The organism is Pseudorhodoferax sp. LjRoot39, from assembly GCF_964253035.1.
In the GTDB taxonomy this organism is placed as follows: Bacteria; Pseudomonadota; Gammaproteobacteria; order Burkholderiales; family Burkholderiaceae_C; genus Pseudorhodoferax.
The window spans coordinates 275,590-291,452 of sequence record NZ_CAXUQL020000002.1 but is presented as its reverse complement, the minus strand read 5'-3'; the positions used below and the strand labels follow the sequence as shown (position 1 = coordinate 291,452).

Below are 15,863 nucleotides of genomic sequence, written 5' to 3'. Positions count from 1 at the left end.
ATTATGGTTATTTTCACGCAAGAGTTTCGGGGAATGCCGCGCGACGTTGGCGGCGGGAAACATCAGGCCCTGCATATTGGTCATTTTGACTCGTGAAGCCCCATCCATTCGTGATCACGGGCGAATATGGTGAATCGCAAAACCTAGGATTGGCTTCGATGCCTTCAATGGCATCTCGATCTATATCCGATTCACCTTTCAAGGCTAGGACCTCCCATGAAAATCAATCGCGCACTGGCCCTCACGCTGGCCGCAGCCTCGGTCGGCGCCAGCGCCCAGTCTTCCGTGACGCTGTTCGGCGTCGTCGACGCCAACATGCGGTACGTGAAGAACAGCGGCCTCCCAAGCAACATCAGCATGAACAACAGCGGCCTGTCGTCAGGTCGCCTCGGCTTTCGCGGCGTGGAAGACCTGGGAGGGGGCCTGAAAGCGGGCTTCTGGCTGGAATCGGATGTCAACGCGGACACCGGAACGATGAACGCCAACGGCAAGTTGTTCGCGCGCCGTTCGACCGTCAGCCTGATGGGCAATTTCGGTGAGGTACGCCTGGGGCGTGACCTGACGCCGGCTTCTGCTCACACCTACAAATACGATCCCTTTGGCGTGATCGGCGTGGCCGGTGCCAATGTGACCAGCCGCATCGTCAGCGTAGCCCCTACGTCGGCAACCTACTACCGCGTCGACAACATGGTGCAGTATTTCACCCCTAACTTCGGAGGCCTGCAGGCTGAATTGGCATTCGCACCGGACGAGAACGCCGCGAACAACACCGGCCGCCATGCCGCCGCCCGCATCGCGTACGAGAACGGCCCCGTAAGCGTGTCGGTGTCCTACGGCACGACCAACGTCAACGCCGCGAGCGACAAGTTCAAGCAGTTGGGATTGGGCGTTGCCTACAACTTTGGTGTGGCTCGCCTGCTGGCGTTCTACCAGCGTGACGACCTGCCGTTCGGTACCTACGGTGGCGTGGTGGCGGGTGCGGAAGACAAACTCCTGATTGGTGTCACGGTTCCGGTGGGTGCGCACCAAATCCGCGCTTCCTACGTTCGCACCGATTCTCGCAAAGGATCGTCGGCATTCAACGGAAGTGATGCGAATAAATATGCCATCGGTTATGTCCACAACCTGTCGGTGCGAACGGCACTCTATGGAACCGCGACGCGCGTGAGCAACAAGGGCGGCGCCAACTTCTCCCTGTCGGGCGGTGCACCGGGCCTCGCGGCCGGCGGAAGTTCTACGGGCATGGAGGTCGGCATCAAGCACAGCTTCTAATCGTCTATCCAGGCTGGCTGTTCTGGCCAGCTTGCCCCCTTTTCTTCAAGGTTTTGCCGCAGAGGTTATCTGCGGCTTTTTTTATTTGCAGTCGAGAATATCCAGTTAAAGCGCTTTTGTCGAGATATTCAACTGACCAAGAAATAACACGTTCTTCTTCCTTTGATGACAAACATGTCATCTACGCGTTGGCACTTTGGTGGGTGGGTTTTTCAGAATTCCGCCTCGTCGCGCAGCACAGCGCGAATCGCGGCAAAGGGACCATGGCTCCAGCATCTCGACAGATTTCAAAGCGCATACCCGGTGCGCCGGGCCTGCCCTCGCTGCGAGCGCCGGTGCAGAACCTAGCGGCGGCACTATGGATGTTGATGGTGCTCAACCAGCCCTTCTGGATGGCGTTGTGGCAAGCCACCGGCGGTTGGGAGTCTTCGCGCGCAGCCTGGTTGCTGACGTTGCCGGTCTTTGCTCTGGTCTGGGTCTGGCTGAGCCTGGAACTGCTGACCTGGGGTCGCGCTGCCAAGCCGGTACTGGCCATTCTGCTGGTCGTATCAGCGGCAGTTTCCTACTTCATGCAGCGCTACGGGATCGCGTTTGACCGCGGGATGTTGGCCAACGTCATGGAAACTGACCCAGCAGAGGTGCGCGAGTTGTTGAGCGCACCACTGGGTGTGTGGGTCCTAGGCCTAGGGGTCCTACCTGCCGCGCTGTTGTGCTGGTGGCCGCGTACGGCGCGTGGCGTGCGCGGCGCGTTGCTGGACAAGGGCGCGACGGTCGCCATGCTGCTCGTGGTCGGTGTGACCATTCAGATCTTTCACGTGGCCGCCTATGCCTCCCTGTTTCGCAACCATCGCGAACTGCGGCTGCAGTTCGTGCCGACCAACGTCCTGTCAGCTGCGCACAGCTATGCAAAGGCGCGGTTGAAGCCGCAGCGCGAGATCGAGCGCATCTCGGCGGATGCCAGTCGCCTGGCTGGTGCACAGCAGCCCACGCGTCCGATGGTCCTGGTGCTCGTTGTCGGGGAAACGATGCGCGCGTCCAATCTGCCGCTCAATGGCTACGCGAGGCCCACCACGCCACTGCTGGAGGGACGTGCTGACCTCATCAACTTCGGCAGGACGCGCGCGTGTGGCACCGCCACCGCCGTGTCGCTTCCCTGCATGTTCCTTGACGTCGGACGAGATGGCTACGACGACGGCATGGCGTATCGGCGAGAGAGCCTGCTGGACGTGCTCCAGCGCGCGGGCCTTGACGTATGGTGGCTGAGCAACAACTCCGGCTGCAAGGGCGTGTGCGATCGCGTACAGGTCGTCGATGTGCCGCAGACCACAGCGCCGGGTCGCTGCGACAGCGATGGCTGCCATGACGAGGTGTTGCTGGACCAATTACAGAAGCGGTTGGCAGCGGTTGACCGTGACACTGTGGTCGTGCTGCATATGAAGGGGCAACACGGACCGGCCTACTTCCGGCGCTATCCGGCAAACTTCGAGCGCTTTAGCCCGGTCTGCAGGGACAACGCGTTGGACCGTTGCCAGACCGCTCATGTCGTCAACGCCTACGACAACGCTGTTGGCTACTCCGACCACGTGTTGAACCAAGCCATCATGTTGATGGAGCAGCAGAACAGCCGTTTGGACCCGGTCATGCTGTTCGTCTCCGATCACGGCGAGTCGCTGGGCGAGAAAGGGCTATTCCTGCATGGCATGCCCTACGACTTCGCGCCCTCGGAACAGACGGAGGTGCCTTTCCTGGCCTGGATGCCGCCCACCACGCAGGAACGCTCGGGAGTCGACAGCAGTTGCTTAGCCCGGCTCAAGGACAAGCTGTCCCACGACAACCTCTACCACTCGGTTTTGGGCCTGACCGGCACACGTGCCGCAACCTATCGACCGGGCCTGGACGTGTTCACGCGCTGCCAGCTGGCCAAGGCTCCGAGAAAACCCGTGTAACCGCATCTGTGCCTACGTGGGGCCAGCGTCCCACATCTACAAACGAGCTGGAGACTCTTGAAAAAGATACTGATCATCGAAGACGAAATGAAGCTCGCCAGATCCCTTCAGGTCGGACTGCGGGATGAAGGCTATGTGGTCGAGCTTGCACATGACGGCATGAGCGGCCTGCATGCGGCGACGCACCAGGACCATGACTTGGTCGTGCTGGACTGGATGCTGCCCGGCCTGGACGGACTGTCCGTGCTTGCTGCACTTCGTCAGAACCGCCAGATGCCGGTGCTGATGCTGACCGCGCGCGCAGAGGTCGAGGACCGTGTCCAAGGCCTGCGCGGTGGGGCCGATGACTACCTCGTCAAACCGTTCGCTTTTTCCGAGTTGCTGGCACGCATCCAAGCGCTGCTGCGCCGGTCGACGTCGACCTCGATGGAAGGAAGCGTCCTGCGGTTGGCTGACTTGGAGGTGGATCTTCTGCGCCGACGGGTGACGCGCGCCGGCAAGCGGCTGGAACTTACGAACAAGGAGCTCAACCTGCTGACGCTGCTGCTGCGACGTCAGGGCGCCGTCTTGTCACGAACGGAACTGGCCGAGCAGATCTGGGGCATGAACTTCAACGGTGAAACCAACGTGGTCGAGGTTGCGGTTCTCCGCCTGCGCGGCAAGCTGGACAACCCCTTCGAGCACCAGCTGTTGCACACGGTACGCGGCATGGGCTACGTGCTGGAATTGAGAACCTGAACCGCGCCATGCGTCTCGCAAACGGCTTTCGCAATCCGCACAAGCAACGCCGCGGACTGGTGAGGCTGTGGTTCGCGCTACAGCATTCGCTACACGGCCTGCGCGCTGGGTGGAACGAGAAGGCGTTTCGTCTGGAAGCCCTGCTAGCCGTGCCGATGCTGCCGCTGGCGATCTGGCTAGGCCGTAGCTGGCTGGAAGTGGCGGTTCTGGCGGGCAGCGTCGTGGCCGTCCTGGTCGTGGAACTGCTCAACACCGCAGTCGAGTCGACGATTGACCGTGTTGGGCCGCAATGGCACGCACTGTCCAAGCGCGCCAAGGATCTGGGCAGCGCGGCCGTGTTGTTGACGCTGTTGCTCTGCGGTGGCATCTGGGCCACTGCGCTGGCAGCCAGGATTTCCTAGGGCTTCGCGTCGGTTGACGCGTCAAATTTCAGCCCTTTGACGCTCCGCGATAGGCCAGGAGGCGCAACGCGTTGAACACCACCAACAGCGTCGAACCCTCGTGCACCGCTACCGCGGCACCAATCCCCAGACCCATGATGGTGGCCGGCACCAGCACCGCCACGATGCCCAGGCTCACGAACACATTCTGCCGGATCACCGCACGGGTGTGGCGGCTCAGCCCAACTGCGAAGGGCAACTGACGCAAGTCGTCGGCCATCAACGCGACGTCGGCCGTCTCCAATGCCACATCCGAGCCGGCTGCCCCCATGGCCACCCCGACCGTGGCATTGGCCATCGCTGGGGCGTCGTTGACGCCATCCCCGACCATGGCCACCTTGGTTTGCTCGCGCAACTTGCGAATCGCATCGACTTTGTCCTCGGGCATGAGGTCGCCCCAGGCCTCGTCCAGACCGACCTGGCTCGCAACGGCCTGGGCAACCTTCTGGTGGTCGCCCGAGATCATGATCATGCGGGTGATGCCGATCGCGCGCAACTCATCCAGTGCCTCTCGTGCGCCCGCACGTGGCGTGTCCAGCAGACCGATTGCGCCCAGGTCGCGCGTGCCCTGACGCACGACCATGGTCGTTCGCCCATTCTCGCGCAGCTGTACGATCGCCTCCTTGGCGAAAGCACCAAGCTCAGGGACACCGTCAGTCCCGAACATTTCGGCCTTGCCTATCCACACCTGTTCGCCGCCTAGTTCCGCCTTGACCCCGCGGCCGATCAGATTTTCCAAGCCGCTGGCTTGCGCCACTGCAGCATTGCCCAAGCGTTCGCGGCCGTCACGCGCGATGGCAACAGCCAGCGGGTGGTCACTGAGCGACTCGACGGCCACGGCCACCCGGAGCAATTCCTGCTCGCTGACACCATCGGCCGGCACGATGTCGGTGATGCGAGGTCTACCTTCGGTCAATGTGCCGGTCTTGTCGAAAGCCATGGCGTTCAGCGAGCCCAGGTCTTCCAGAGGCGCACCGCCTTTGATCAGCACGCCGCTACGTGCCGCGCGCGCGATACCCGACAACACAGCGCTGGGCGTGGCGATGGCCAGAGCGCAGGGACTTGCCGCCACCAGCACCGCCATCGCTCTGTAGAAGCTGTCGCGAAACGGTTCGTCGACCACGACCCAGGCAAACAGCAGTACAAAGGCCAGCGCAAGCACGGCAGGAACGAAGATCCGTTCGAACTTGTCGGTGAAGCGCTGTGTCGGCGACTTGCGGGTCTCGGCCTCGCTGACCATCTTGACGACGCGGGCCAGCGTGGAGTCGGTCGAGCGGCGCGTGACCTCGATCTCGATTGCGCTGGCGCCGTTCAATGTGCCCGCGAACGTCCTGGAGGTTGCATCGATGGCCTCTGGCCGGGCGCGCGCGGTGGCGGCATCGTCTACCGGCTTCTTGTCCACCGGCATGCTCTCGCCGGTCACCGAAGCCTGGTTGATGCTTGTCGTGCCGACCACCACGAAGCCGTCGGCCGGCAAGCGCTCATTCGGCCGCACCAGAACCACATCGCCGACCTGCAGTTGTTCGACCGGCACGTCTAACGTCTGGCCGTCGCGTCGTACGGTGGCAGTGTCTGGTGCCAGTTCGGCCAGAGCCTCGATGGCCCGTTTCGCACGGCCCATGGCATAGTGTTCCAGCGCGTGGCCTAAGCTGAACAGGAACAGCAACAAAGCGCCCTCGGCCCAGGAGCCGAGCGCCGCGGCACCCGCCGCGGCCACCAACATCAGCGTGTCGATCTCGAAGCGGCGAAGCTTCAGGTTCTCGATGGCCTCCCGCAGCGTGTAGAACCCGCCGAAAAAGTAGGCGGCTACGAAGCAGGCCAGCGGCAGCCAGCCGGGTGCGCCGTCCCACCACTTGTCGAAAGCCACGCCGATGCCTAGCAGCGCGCCGCAGACCAGCGCGAACACCATTTCGGTGTTGCCCCCGAACAGGCCGCCTTCGTGGTCATGGCCGTGCTCGCCCTTGGCATGCGCCTCACCCGGACCATGCCGATGGCCAGGTGTTCCGTGGGCGGGTTCAGCCGGAGCGACCTTGGCCGCCGCCGGCCTGGCTCCCAGTGATGACAGCGCCTCGAGGATGGCCTGTTCCGAACTGCGCTCACGATCGAACTCGACATGGACTGTTGTCGCGTTCGCCGACGCCTCAAGCACACCCGGTAGCTGACGCAGCCGCTCCGCAACCGTGTCGGCGCGCCGCTGATGCCCGATACCCTCGAGTGTCCATTGCGCGTGGCCGAATCGCTGGGTGATCTGCGCGCCCGCCGCCTGCGCCAGCTCGCGAATGCGCGCCAGCGGCAGTTGCCCGGGATCGTAGTGGATGCACAGCTGCGCAGGGCCGCCGTCCTCGGCAGCACGCACATGCGCGGCTTCGATGCCGGGACGTGCCTGCAAGTCCCTGGCGAGCCGCTCGATGCAGGCATCTGCATCGGGTACGCCCGGCAACAGGACGGGAATGTCGAGGCGTACTTTGTCGGTCATGGTGTGTCGACTTCTATCCGATTGGTGAACGCGTGTCAGCCGGACGAGCGCCCGCATTGGGCGCAAAACTTGGCGCCGGGTTGCATCGGTGCGCTGCATCCGGCACAGCCGACAGGCGCCAAGGACGCGCCACACTGTTGACAGAATCGCGCCGAGGCGGCGTTGGCTGCACGGCAACTTGGGCAGGCGATACCTGCCGCTTGCGGTGATGGTGCGTGGCCGCGGCCATGCTTGTTGTCATAGCCATGGTGGCCTTCGCCACTGCGGTGACCGCCGAGGAGCCGTTCCAGAAATCCCATGATGCACACCCTTCTTTTGACACTGCGCAGCCGCCTGCCGGCTACGTCGATCATGTCGCTGCTATGCAACGATCCACGGTCATGACTTTAGAAATCGAGATCGCTGAAGCGCTGGCAAGTAGATGACAAAAGCGTTATCCAGGGGCCGGCGTCGGCCGGAGAACCACGGCCTATCAACGCTTTTGATTTCCTTCTTTTCTGTCATCTAGAAGACATGTCGATGCCAGATACTCGGTGGACCTTGATGCCCTGATGCGTCTGGGTGTTCTCGACCCCGTTCTGTCATGGACGCTGGGTCCAATCGTTCGTGGCCCCCTCAAGCCGAGGGGCCGGCAGGAAAGCATCACCTCGTCGTGCAGGTGGGCTGGAGTGCCTGACCTGATCCAACGAACGAACCAGCATGAAACACCTTCTTTTCGCCGCAGCCGTGATGACCGGCGCCGCAAGCGCCGTTGCACAGAGTAACGTGGCCCTGTTCGGCGTCCTCGATGTCTCCATGACTCGGCTGTCCAGCGCAACATCCAGCAACACCGGTATGTCCAACGGCGAACTGTCCAGTAGTCGGCTCGGCTTCCGTGGAGTTGAAGACCTCGGCGGCGGCCTGAAGGCCGGATTCTGGTTGGAAGGTAGCGTCGGTGTGGACAACGGCGGAGCCAATTACCGGTTCGACCGCCGTTCTACTGTCAGTTTGTCAGGCCCTTTTGGCGAGCTGCGATTAGGCCGCGACAAGCAGGCGTCATACCTGAACATCGAAGCCTTCGATCCATTTGGCGACATCGGCGTCGGCGGCAACGGCCTGAACAACATGCTGGGCAACGCCTCAGGCGCCGAAGGCACGGCCGAGGGAAGCCATCCGAAGCGCGCGAACAACATCGTCTCCTACATCAGCCCTGACTTCGGAGGGGTCCACGGACAGTTGCAATATTCGTTTGGCGAACGCCCAACCAACCAGGGAAACAGCGACCGTGGTAAGGCCATCACGGGTCGGCTGGGCTACAAGGCGGGGCCATTGGATGTCGCGCTGGGCTACGGTGAGATCTCGGGTGGCACCGAGACGCAGAAGGAAACGTACAAGGCCATCAATCTCGGTGCTGCGTACGACCTCGGCATGTTCAAGCCCATGGTGCTGCTGGCCACCGAACGAGGTGCCGGCCGGCGAGTCGATGCCTACACGCTCGGCGTGCTCGCGCCCGTAGCCGCAGTGGGTGAACTTCGCATCGCATTCACGCAATTTCGGACCAAGCACATGACGGAAGCTGATACCACCAAGCTCGCTATCGGCTACGTGCACAGGTTGTCCAAGCGTACTGCCCTATACGGCATGGCAGCACGCGTGAGCAACCAAGACAACGCGGCGCGGGGATTTGCGACCTCGTCCTCTGCATTGGCCAGCCCAACGATCTCCGCAGGCGATAGCGCGACTGGCTACTCAATCGGCATCCGGCACCAGTTCTAATGTCGTCGTCTGCTGCGCGGTATCCGCATCCGCCGTGCAGCAGACTGCGCATCCATGCGCTCACGATCGTGGGCCTTGACCCTGGCTCGCAAGATCCAGGGAATTTTCAGTGCGAAGCCTGGTACGTGCATCCCTGTGTCAGATCGCGTGGTTCCTCGACACTCGTTGCCGCAACGCGAGCAGTTAACGTGCGCCTGCTCTATTGGGAATGGGCAGACTGCGCTGCATCAGATCCAGCGTGCCATCCTTGCGGGCTGCAACCACCTCTGCCTCAACTTGCGCTCGGGTCTTCGCTTGACCCAGGTCTTTCACAGGCAACGGCAGCGAGCGCTGCATCAACGCGAGCGTGCCGTCCCTGCGGGCAGCCTCCAACTCTGCGACGACGTCGGCCCGAGACCTCTGGCTTTGTGCATGGTCGGGATGGCGTGTGAACCCGATTTCGCCGCCAACGAAGTGGTACTCCGATGCCGCGAAGGACGAGAAAGGTGCCAAGAGGCACGCGGCGATGATGGCAGCTGGCTTGACGTATCGCATGGGATCTCCTGTGGGTTGAACATAGGGGTCAACCCAATGGGTCGACATGTCAACTTTATGAATCGAGATCGACAAAAGGACCTCGAATCGATGACAAGTTGGTTATCCGCGGTGGCCTGTCAAATGGTTCCGGCCGAGCCGATCGCGTATGTCCTCCTCATCGCTGTGCAGGCGTTGACAGTTAGGTCGCGATCGTCGCAACGCTCACCTCGTCCTAGATCACGGCGCCAAAGAGAGGCGCAGCGCTGGTCCCTAGCATGAGATGGGGCACATCCGTGCGCGACCAATGCACGAGCAAGCGGCTCGATGCCCGGCGCACCTGTCTGTTCCGCGGGAGATGGCCAGCCTCATGGCCATGAGCGCCTAGTCGGGGCTTGCTCACCAACGCTTCAAGCGCTGCCGGCGCAGAGAGACTCCGCGCTACTTGACCGGCTTCAACTCGGTCACGGTCGCCTTGCCTTTGAGCATCTCGGCCTGGAACCGAACCTTGTCCCCCACCTTTAGGCCGTTCAGCATCTTCTTGTCCGCCAGGTCGAAGCCCATCGTCATGCCGGGCATGCCCAGATTCGGAATGTCACCGTGCTTCAGCACGACGAGGCCTGCCGCGGGATCGAGCTTGAGGACCTCGCCGTCGACCAGCGGCATCGCTGAAGACGAAGAGGCCGTTGTGGGTTTCGTAGGCATCGACATGCCTTGCGCCGAAGCTTGGGCGGCGGCCGCGGTTAGGATGGCAATGGTCAGGATATGGCGTGCTTTCATCATGGGCCTTCGTCAGTTGGTTGATGGGTGTTCAGTTCGCCGTCGGCGCGTAGGGCGGGTTGGCCGCGGAGGAGAGCTGGTGCGCATCACGGCGCTTGCGGTGCACCAGGTACCAGACGGCCGGGATCACCAGCATGCTCAGCAGTGGTGCTGTCAGCATGCCTCCGACCATCGGCGCGGCGATGCGGGTCATGACCTCCGATCCGGTGCCGGTTCCCAGCAGGATTGGAACCAAGCCCGCCATCACGACGGCAACCGTCATCGCCTTGGGCCGCACCCGCTGCACCGCGCCCTCGCGGATCGCCGCCAGCAGCGTCTCGTCCGAGTCGCGCTGCCCTTGGGCAACGCGGCTTGCATGGGCGTTCTTCAGATAGATGAGCATCACGACACCGAATTCCGCCGCGAGACCGGCCAGCGCGATGAAGCCGACCGCCGTCGCCACCGAAATCGAATGCCCCATTGCCCAGACCAGCCAGAAGCCGCCTACGAGGGAGAACGGCACTGCGGCCATCACGATCGCTGCATCGCTGAACGAGCGGAACAGCACGAACAGCAGCACGAAGATGACCGCCAGGGTCACGGGAACGACCACCTTCAGCCGCTCGGTAGCGCGCTCCAGGTACTCGAACTGACCGGACCAGGAGATGGCGTAGCCGGCTGGCAGCGCCACTTGCGCGGCCACCGCTGCCTGCATGTCGGTCACGACCGAGCGCAGGTCTCGTCCGCGAACGTCAACGTAGACCCAGCCCGACAGGCGCGCGTTCTCGCTGCGCAGCATGGGCGGCCCGTCTCCAATGGAGATGCGCGCCACGTCCTGCAGCAGCACGGTTGCGCCCCTGCCGGTGACGAACGGTAGCTCGCGCAGGCGCTGCAATGAGTCGCGAACCTCGCGCGGGTAGCGCACATTGATGGGATAGCGCTCGCGGCCCTGGATCACCTCCCCAACGTTGTCGCCGCCGATGGCCGTGGAGACAATGCTCTGCACATCTGCCACGGACAAGCCATGGCGCGCGGCGGCAGCCCGGTCCACGTCCACGTCGATGTAGCGGCCACCTGTCAGCCGCTCGGCGAGCGCAGACGACACACCGGGCACGTTTTTCACAGCTGCCTCGATCTGTGCGGCCAGCCGGTCGATCGTCGCTAGGTCCGCGCCGGCGAGCTTGATGCCCACCGGACTCTTGATGCCGGTGGCCAGCATGTCGATGCGGTTGCGGATCGGCGGCACCCACACGTTGGACAGGCCGGGCACCTTGACGACGCGATCCAGTTCCTCGACCAGCTTGTCGGGCGTCATCCCCGATCGCCACTGGTCACGTGGCTTGAACTGGATGGTCGTCTCGAACATCTCCAGCGGTGCGGGGTCCGTTGCCGTGTCCGCACGTCCGGCCTTGCCAAACACACGTTCGACCTCGGGCACGGTCTTGATGAGCCTGTCGGTCTGCTGCAGCAACTCCGAGGCCTTGGAGATCGACAGGCCCGGGAGCGCCGAGGGCATGTACAGCAGATCGCCCTCGTCGAGCGCCGGCATGAACTCGCCGCCCAGGCGGATGACCGGCACCGCGGTGACTGCAAGCACCAGGGCCGCGACCGCCACGGTGAGCTTGGGGAACCGAAGCACCAGTTCCAGGGCGGGACGGTACACGGCGATGAGAAGACGGTTCAGCGGGTTCGCCGCCTCCTTGGGAATGCGGCCGCGAACGAGGTAGCCCATCAGCACCGGGACCAGCGTCACCGACAGGCCAGCCGCAGCGGCCATGGCATAGGTCTTGGTGAAGGCCAGGGGGGCGAACAGCCGGCCTTCCTGCGCTTCGAGCGTGAACACTGGCAGGAACGACAGCGTGATGACCAACAGCGAGAAGAACAACGCCGGCCCCACCTCGACCGAGGCCTGTGCGATGAGTGCCCAGCGCTCGGGCGCCGTCGGCCGCCTTCCATGCTGCTCCTCGAAGTGCTCCAGGTGCTTGTGCGCCGCCTCGACCAGCACTACCGATGCGTCCACCATCGCCCCCAGCGCGATGGCCACGCCAGACAGGCTCAGAATGTTCGCGCTGACACCTTGCCAGTACATCACGATGAACGCCGTCAGAACACCGACCGGCAGCGTGACGACCGCAACCAGTGCCGAACGCAGGTGAAACAGGAACACCGCGCAGACGAGCGCCACCACAATGAATTCTTCGACAAGCTTGTCGCGCAGGTTCAGGACAGCACGGTCGATGAGTTTGGAACGGTCGTAGGTCTCGACCACCTCGACGCCTTGCGGCAGGCTTGGCTTCAAGGCTTGCAGTCTGGCCTTGACCGCCTCGATGGTCGTCCTGGCGTTCTTCCCCGAGCGCATGACTACGACACCGCCCACCACCTCGCCTTCGCCATCCAGTTCGGCGATGCCGCGGCGCATCTCCGGGCCGATCTGCACGGTCGCCACGTCGCGCAGCAGCACCGGGGTCGTGCCCGGCACCGGCAGCGGGATAGCGCGGAAGTCGTCCAGCGACTTCAGAAAGCCGCGCGAGCGGACCATGTACTCGGCTTCGGCCAGTTCGACGACGGAGCCTCCGGCGGCCTGGTTGGCCTTGCCCAGGGCCTCGATCACCGTGCTTTGCGTGACGCCAAGTGCCCGCATGCGGTCGGGGTCCAACACCACCTGATACTGCCGAACCATGCCGCCGATGCTGGCGACTTCGGCCACGTCGGGCGCCGTCTTCAATTCGAACTTCAAGAACCAGTCGTTGAGCGCGCGCAGTTGTCCCAAGTCGTTGCGGCCTGTGCGGTCGACCAGCGCGTACTCGTAGACCCAGCCCACGCCGGTGGCGTCCGGGCCCAGCGCGGCCGTGGCCCCTGCTGGCAACCTGCTCTGCACCTGGTTCAGGTACTCAACGACGCGCGACCTGGCCCAGTACGGGTCGGTCTTGTCGTCGAACAACACGTAGACAAAGGAGTCGCCGAAGAACGAGTAGCCCCGGACCGTCTTCGCCCCGGGCACGCTGAGCATCGTGGTGGTAAGCGGGTAGGTGACCAGGTCTTCGACCACCTGGGGTGGCTTGCCGGGGTACGTCGTGCGCACGATGACCTGGGTGTCCGACAGGTCCGGCAAGGCATCAACAGGCGTGTGCTTGACCGACCAGATCCCCGCCGCCACAAGGAATGCCGTGGCGATGAGCACGAGAAACCGGTTGCCGATCGACCAGCGGATGATGGCCGCGATCACTTGGCGCCCCCGACGCGCTGCATGGACACCAGTTCGTAGCCCATGGAGCCGCCCTGCCTGAACTCGAAGCGAACCGTGTCACCCGGCTTGATGTCGGCAAAGGCCTTGGTGGTGGGTTTGCTGAAGCCCATGGTCATCGCAGGCCACTTCAACGAGGCGATCGGGCCATGTGAGATGGTGATTCCGTCCGCTTCGACGCTCTCCACCTTGCCGTCGCCAACATGCACGTCTGCCGGCGCCGTTGCCGGTGCAGACGCCGACGCTGCAGGCGCAGCGGCATTCGTGGTGATCGAGCCCAGCACGGAGCGCAGCCGCGCTTCGGAATCGATGAGGAATTGGCCGCTGACAACAACTTGATCGCCCTCGGCGAGCCCAGAGACCACCTCGACGGTGTCGCCGAGGTCGGCACCCAAATGGATGTCTCGTGGCTCGAACGCGCCGTTGTCCCTGCGAACTATGGCGACGGCGCGGGTGCCGGTACGGATCACCGCTTCGGCAGGCACGATCAGGCGTGAGGCCGAAGGTCCGGTGACCTGCAGGCGCAGCAGCATCCCCGGGATCAGCCGGCCTCTCGCGTTGTCGACTTCAAAGCGCGCCTGCAGGGTGCGCGTGCTCGCGCTGACCTGCGGCAGGATCTCCTTGAGTTCGCCACCGAAGGTTTGGCTGGCATCGGCCTGGAGCACCGCCTGGACCTTCTGGCCACGCGCGAGGCGTATCGCCTGTGCCTCGGGCACCTCCGCCACCGCCCACACCTTTTCCAGGCCGGCGATGCGGAACAGGGTCGTGCCGGGAGAGACCGCGACGCCCTCGCGCACACCGAGCTCCGCGATCACGCCGCTGACCGGAGCGGTGAGCGTGAAACGCGCCTGCGCCATGCCAGTGGCCTCGCTTTGGCGGATGAGAGTCTCGGGGATGGACAAGGCACGCATGCGTTCGCGCGCGGCTGCCACCAGGTCTTCCGATGCACCGGAGCGTTTGAGCGCAAGCAGTTCGTTCTGCGGTCCCAGCCAATCGGGCGCGAAGAGCGTGGCGAGCGGCTGGCCCTTGCGGACCCGCTCCATGGGCGCGCGCACGGCCAAATGCTCGACGTAGCCAGCCACACGGGTCTGGACCGCGACACTGAGGCGCTCATCAAACTGCACGGCGCCGACCGCATCGAAGGACGACGACACGTCCGCCCGCTGGACCAGCGCGGTGCGCATGCCCAGGTTCTGCCGCACCGTCGGGCTGATTTTCACGCCGGAGTCACCCGCCTCGTCGGCATAGACCGGCACTAGCTGCATGTCCATGAACGGTGACTTGCCTGGCTTGTCGAAGCGCTGGCCCGGCACCATTGGATCGTGCCAGTACAGCACCTTGCGTTCGGCGGCACCTGACGCTGACGCCCCTGGCGTGGCTGCCGTGGTTGCTTCGGCACGGGTATCCGTCTGCCGACCGAGGTAGAAGCCCGCAGCGGCCAGCACGGCGGCACCTAGAAGCGAGAGTGCAATCGACTGAGCGCGCTTCACAGGGCACCTCCCGGCAGGAGCGGTTTGAAGGTCAGCTGTGCCTGGACCTTTGCCAGGTCACGCCGCAGCGAAAGCAGCTTCCTCTGCGCTTCGACCTCGGTATGGCGTGCCTCGAACAGGGCCATCAGGCTCACCTGATTGGAGCGGTAGCCAGCCAAGGCAACACTGGTTCGTTGTCGGGCTGGAGCCACGACGGACGCCTGGTACCGCTCGGCGCGATCGGCGAGTCGCTGGGCGTCGCTGGCCAGCCCGCGGAACTCGGCCGTTGCCACGCGCGAGGCCTCCACCAGATTGGCTTCGGCCTTGTCGACGAGTGCCACCTTGGCAGCAGTGTCGCGGTCCTGTCGCTGGGCAGGCGCGACCGGCAAGGGAATGCTCACACCGACGGACACCATGTCCGAGTAGCCGCTGCGCTGGCCATAGGACACCTCCCATGACCAGTTCGGCTTGCGGTTGGCGGCGGCAACCGTGGCCTCCTGCCTGGCAAGCTGGATGTCCCGTTGTGCGGCGAGAACGGCTGGATGGTTGGCAACGTAGGACTCCTCGCCGATGTTCGACAAGCCAACTGGCGCCGCGAGTTCATCCGGGGAAATACCGACCCAACGCTCCAGCGCCACGCGCGCGCCGCGCTCCTGTTGCAGCACTTCCGCGGTGTCGTCCTCGGCGACCCCGCGGGCGCTGGTCAGAGCCAGAACCTCCTGACTGTTGGCGGCGGCCGACAACAGCCGGCCCTTGGCCGCTTCCAGCTCCTCTTGCACATGGTGCTGGGTCTGGGTTGTCAGCTTGAGAGCTTCGCTTGCGAAATACACGTCCAGGTAGGCCAGCACAGTTTGCATGCGCACTTCGGCGGCCGCTACCTGAACAGACACGCTCTCCCTGCTGGCCATCGCGTCAGCCGCAGCCTGGCGGGCCGCACGCTTGTCGGCCGATACCCATTCCTGGCTGAAGCCGATGCGTTTCATGGTCATCGACTCGCGGGTCGTGCTGAAGCGGTCCCCGCCGGTCACGGGCAGGTTGTCGACGCCCACGCGCAGCGTCGGGTCAGGCAACTGTCCCGCTGCGCGTGCGGTCTCGTTCGCGCTGATGACGCCGGCGCGCGCGGCACGGGCAGCTTCCGATCGCTGCACGGCGAGGACAAGTGCTTGGTCGAGTGTGAGCGGTGAAGCAGCCGCCAGGAACGGAATGATGGCGGCGGCCAGAACGACCGCACGCGGATGGAGAGTGAACATG

General features: G+C 63.9%; 13 protein-coding genes. 6 read left to right on the top strand and 7 right to left on the bottom strand.

Annotation, left to right across the window (positions count from 1 at the left end; all coding sequences use genetic code 11):
- The first annotated feature begins 216 nt into the window (after positions 1–216).
- The 4 genes from ACSQ4M_RS36560 to ACSQ4M_RS36545 all read left to right on the top strand — a co-directional run bounded on the left by ACSQ4M_RS36560 (position 217) and on the right by ACSQ4M_RS36545 (position 4,357).
- Positions 217–1,272, top strand: a complete 1,056-nt coding sequence (locus ACSQ4M_RS36560; protein ID WP_436194402.1) for a porin — start codon at positions 217–219, stop codon at positions 1,270–1,272.
- A 263-nt stretch (positions 1,273–1,535) separates the two neighbouring features.
- The gene (locus ACSQ4M_RS36555; protein ID WP_436194401.1) at positions 1,536–3,218 is read left to right on the top strand and encodes a phosphoethanolamine transferase; all 1,683 of its coding nucleotides are present in this window, start codon (positions 1,536–1,538) and stop codon (positions 3,216–3,218) included.
- 57 nt (positions 3,219–3,275) lie between these two features.
- Positions 3,276–3,956 carry a heavy metal response regulator transcription factor gene (locus tag ACSQ4M_RS36550; protein ID WP_436194400.1) on the top strand — a complete coding sequence of 227 codons (681 nt, stop codon included), beginning with the start codon at positions 3,276–3,278 and terminating at the stop codon, positions 3,954–3,956.
- An 8-nt stretch (positions 3,957–3,964) separates the two neighbouring features.
- Positions 3,965–4,357, top strand: a complete 393-nt coding sequence (locus tag ACSQ4M_RS36545) for a diacylglycerol kinase (protein ID WP_436194399.1) — start codon at positions 3,965–3,967, stop codon at positions 4,355–4,357.
- 28 nt (positions 4,358–4,385) lie between these two features.
- Here ACSQ4M_RS36545 and ACSQ4M_RS36540 read toward each other — a convergent pair whose 3' ends face one another.
- Together ACSQ4M_RS36540 and ACSQ4M_RS36535 are read right to left on the bottom strand one after the other, a co-directional pair.
- Positions 4,386–6,872: a heavy metal translocating P-type ATPase gene (locus tag ACSQ4M_RS36540; protein WP_436194398.1), complete on the bottom strand. Its 2,487-nt coding sequence runs from the start codon at positions 6,870–6,872 to the stop codon at positions 4,386–4,388.
- Positions 6,873–6,907: 35 nt separating this feature from the next.
- Positions 6,908–7,171, bottom strand: coding sequence for a double zinc ribbon domain-containing protein (locus tag ACSQ4M_RS36535; RefSeq protein WP_436194601.1), 264 nt, complete (start codon positions 7,169–7,171; stop codon positions 6,908–6,910).
- Here ACSQ4M_RS36535 and ACSQ4M_RS36530 point away from each other — a divergent pair.
- Together ACSQ4M_RS36530 and ACSQ4M_RS36525 are read left to right on the top strand one after the other, a co-directional pair.
- A complete protein-coding gene (locus ACSQ4M_RS36530) occupies positions 7,088–7,297 on the top strand; it encodes a hypothetical protein (protein ID WP_436194615.1) in 210 nt (69 codons plus the stop codon). The genes ACSQ4M_RS36535 and ACSQ4M_RS36530 overlap by 84 nt on opposite strands.
- 274 nt (positions 7,298–7,571) lie before the next feature.
- Entirely contained in the window at positions 7,572–8,627 is a 1,056-nt protein-coding gene (locus ACSQ4M_RS36525) for a porin (RefSeq protein ID WP_436194397.1), read from the top strand.
- Positions 8,628–8,810: 183 nt separating this feature from the next.
- Here ACSQ4M_RS36525 and ACSQ4M_RS36520 read toward each other — a convergent pair whose 3' ends face one another.
- From ACSQ4M_RS36520 to ACSQ4M_RS36500, 5 genes are all read right to left on the bottom strand, one after another.
- Positions 8,811–9,161 (bottom strand): DUF4148 domain-containing protein, encoded by a 351-nt coding sequence (locus ACSQ4M_RS36520; protein WP_436194396.1) that lies wholly within the window; start codon positions 9,159–9,161, stop codon positions 8,811–8,813.
- 420 nt (positions 9,162–9,581) lie between these two features.
- Positions 9,582–9,923: a copper-binding protein gene (locus ACSQ4M_RS36515; RefSeq protein ID WP_436194395.1), complete on the bottom strand. Its 342-nt coding sequence runs from the start codon at positions 9,921–9,923 to the stop codon at positions 9,582–9,584.
- A 28-nt stretch (positions 9,924–9,951) separates the two neighbouring features.
- The gene (locus ACSQ4M_RS36510; protein WP_436194394.1) at positions 9,952–13,125 is read right to left on the bottom strand and encodes an efflux RND transporter permease subunit; all 3,174 of its coding nucleotides are present in this window, start codon (positions 13,123–13,125) and stop codon (positions 9,952–9,954) included.
- Positions 13,122–14,633 carry an efflux RND transporter periplasmic adaptor subunit gene (locus ACSQ4M_RS36505; RefSeq protein WP_436194393.1) on the bottom strand — a complete coding sequence of 504 codons (1,512 nt, stop codon included), beginning with the start codon at positions 14,631–14,633 and terminating at the stop codon, positions 13,122–13,124. The genes ACSQ4M_RS36510 and ACSQ4M_RS36505 overlap by 4 nt, the downstream gene beginning before the upstream one ends.
- On the bottom strand, positions 14,630–15,862 hold the full coding sequence (locus ACSQ4M_RS36500) for a TolC family protein (RefSeq protein WP_436194275.1): 1,233 nt from the start codon (positions 15,860–15,862) through the stop codon (positions 14,630–14,632). The genes ACSQ4M_RS36505 and ACSQ4M_RS36500 overlap by 4 nt, the downstream gene beginning before the upstream one ends.
- Position 15,863: the final 1 nt, after the last annotated feature.

Excerpts from the sequence above, each read along its gene's own strand:
- ACSQ4M_RS36560 (WP_436194402.1), top strand. The coding sequence starts at position 217 with ATGAAAATCAATCGCGCACTGGCCCTCACGCTGGCCGCAGCCTCGGTC.
- ACSQ4M_RS36555 (WP_436194401.1), top strand. The coding sequence starts at position 1,536 with ATGGCTCCAGCATCTCGACAGATTTCAAAGCGCATACCCGGTGCGCCG.
- ACSQ4M_RS36545 (WP_436194399.1), top strand. The coding sequence starts at position 3,965 with ATGCGTCTCGCAAACGGCTTTCGCAATCCGCACAAGCAACGCCGCGGA.
- ACSQ4M_RS36540 (WP_436194398.1), bottom strand. The coding sequence starts at position 6,872 with ATGACCGACAAAGTACGCCTCGACATTCCCGTCCTGTTGCCGGGCGTA.
- ACSQ4M_RS36535 (WP_436194601.1), bottom strand. The coding sequence starts at position 7,171 with ATGGGATTTCTGGAACGGCTCCTCGGCGGTCACCGCAGTGGCGAAGGC.
- ACSQ4M_RS36525 (WP_436194397.1), top strand. The coding sequence starts at position 7,572 with ATGAAACACCTTCTTTTCGCCGCAGCCGTGATGACCGGCGCCGCAAGC.
- ACSQ4M_RS36520 (WP_436194396.1), bottom strand. The coding sequence starts at position 9,161 with ATGCGATACGTCAAGCCAGCTGCCATCATCGCCGCGTGCCTCTTGGCA.
- ACSQ4M_RS36515 (WP_436194395.1), bottom strand. The coding sequence starts at position 9,923 with ATGATGAAAGCACGCCATATCCTGACCATTGCCATCCTAACCGCGGCC.
- ACSQ4M_RS36500 (WP_436194275.1), bottom strand. The coding sequence starts at position 15,862 with ATGTTCACTCTCCATCCGCGTGCGGTCGTTCTGGCCGCCGCCATCATT.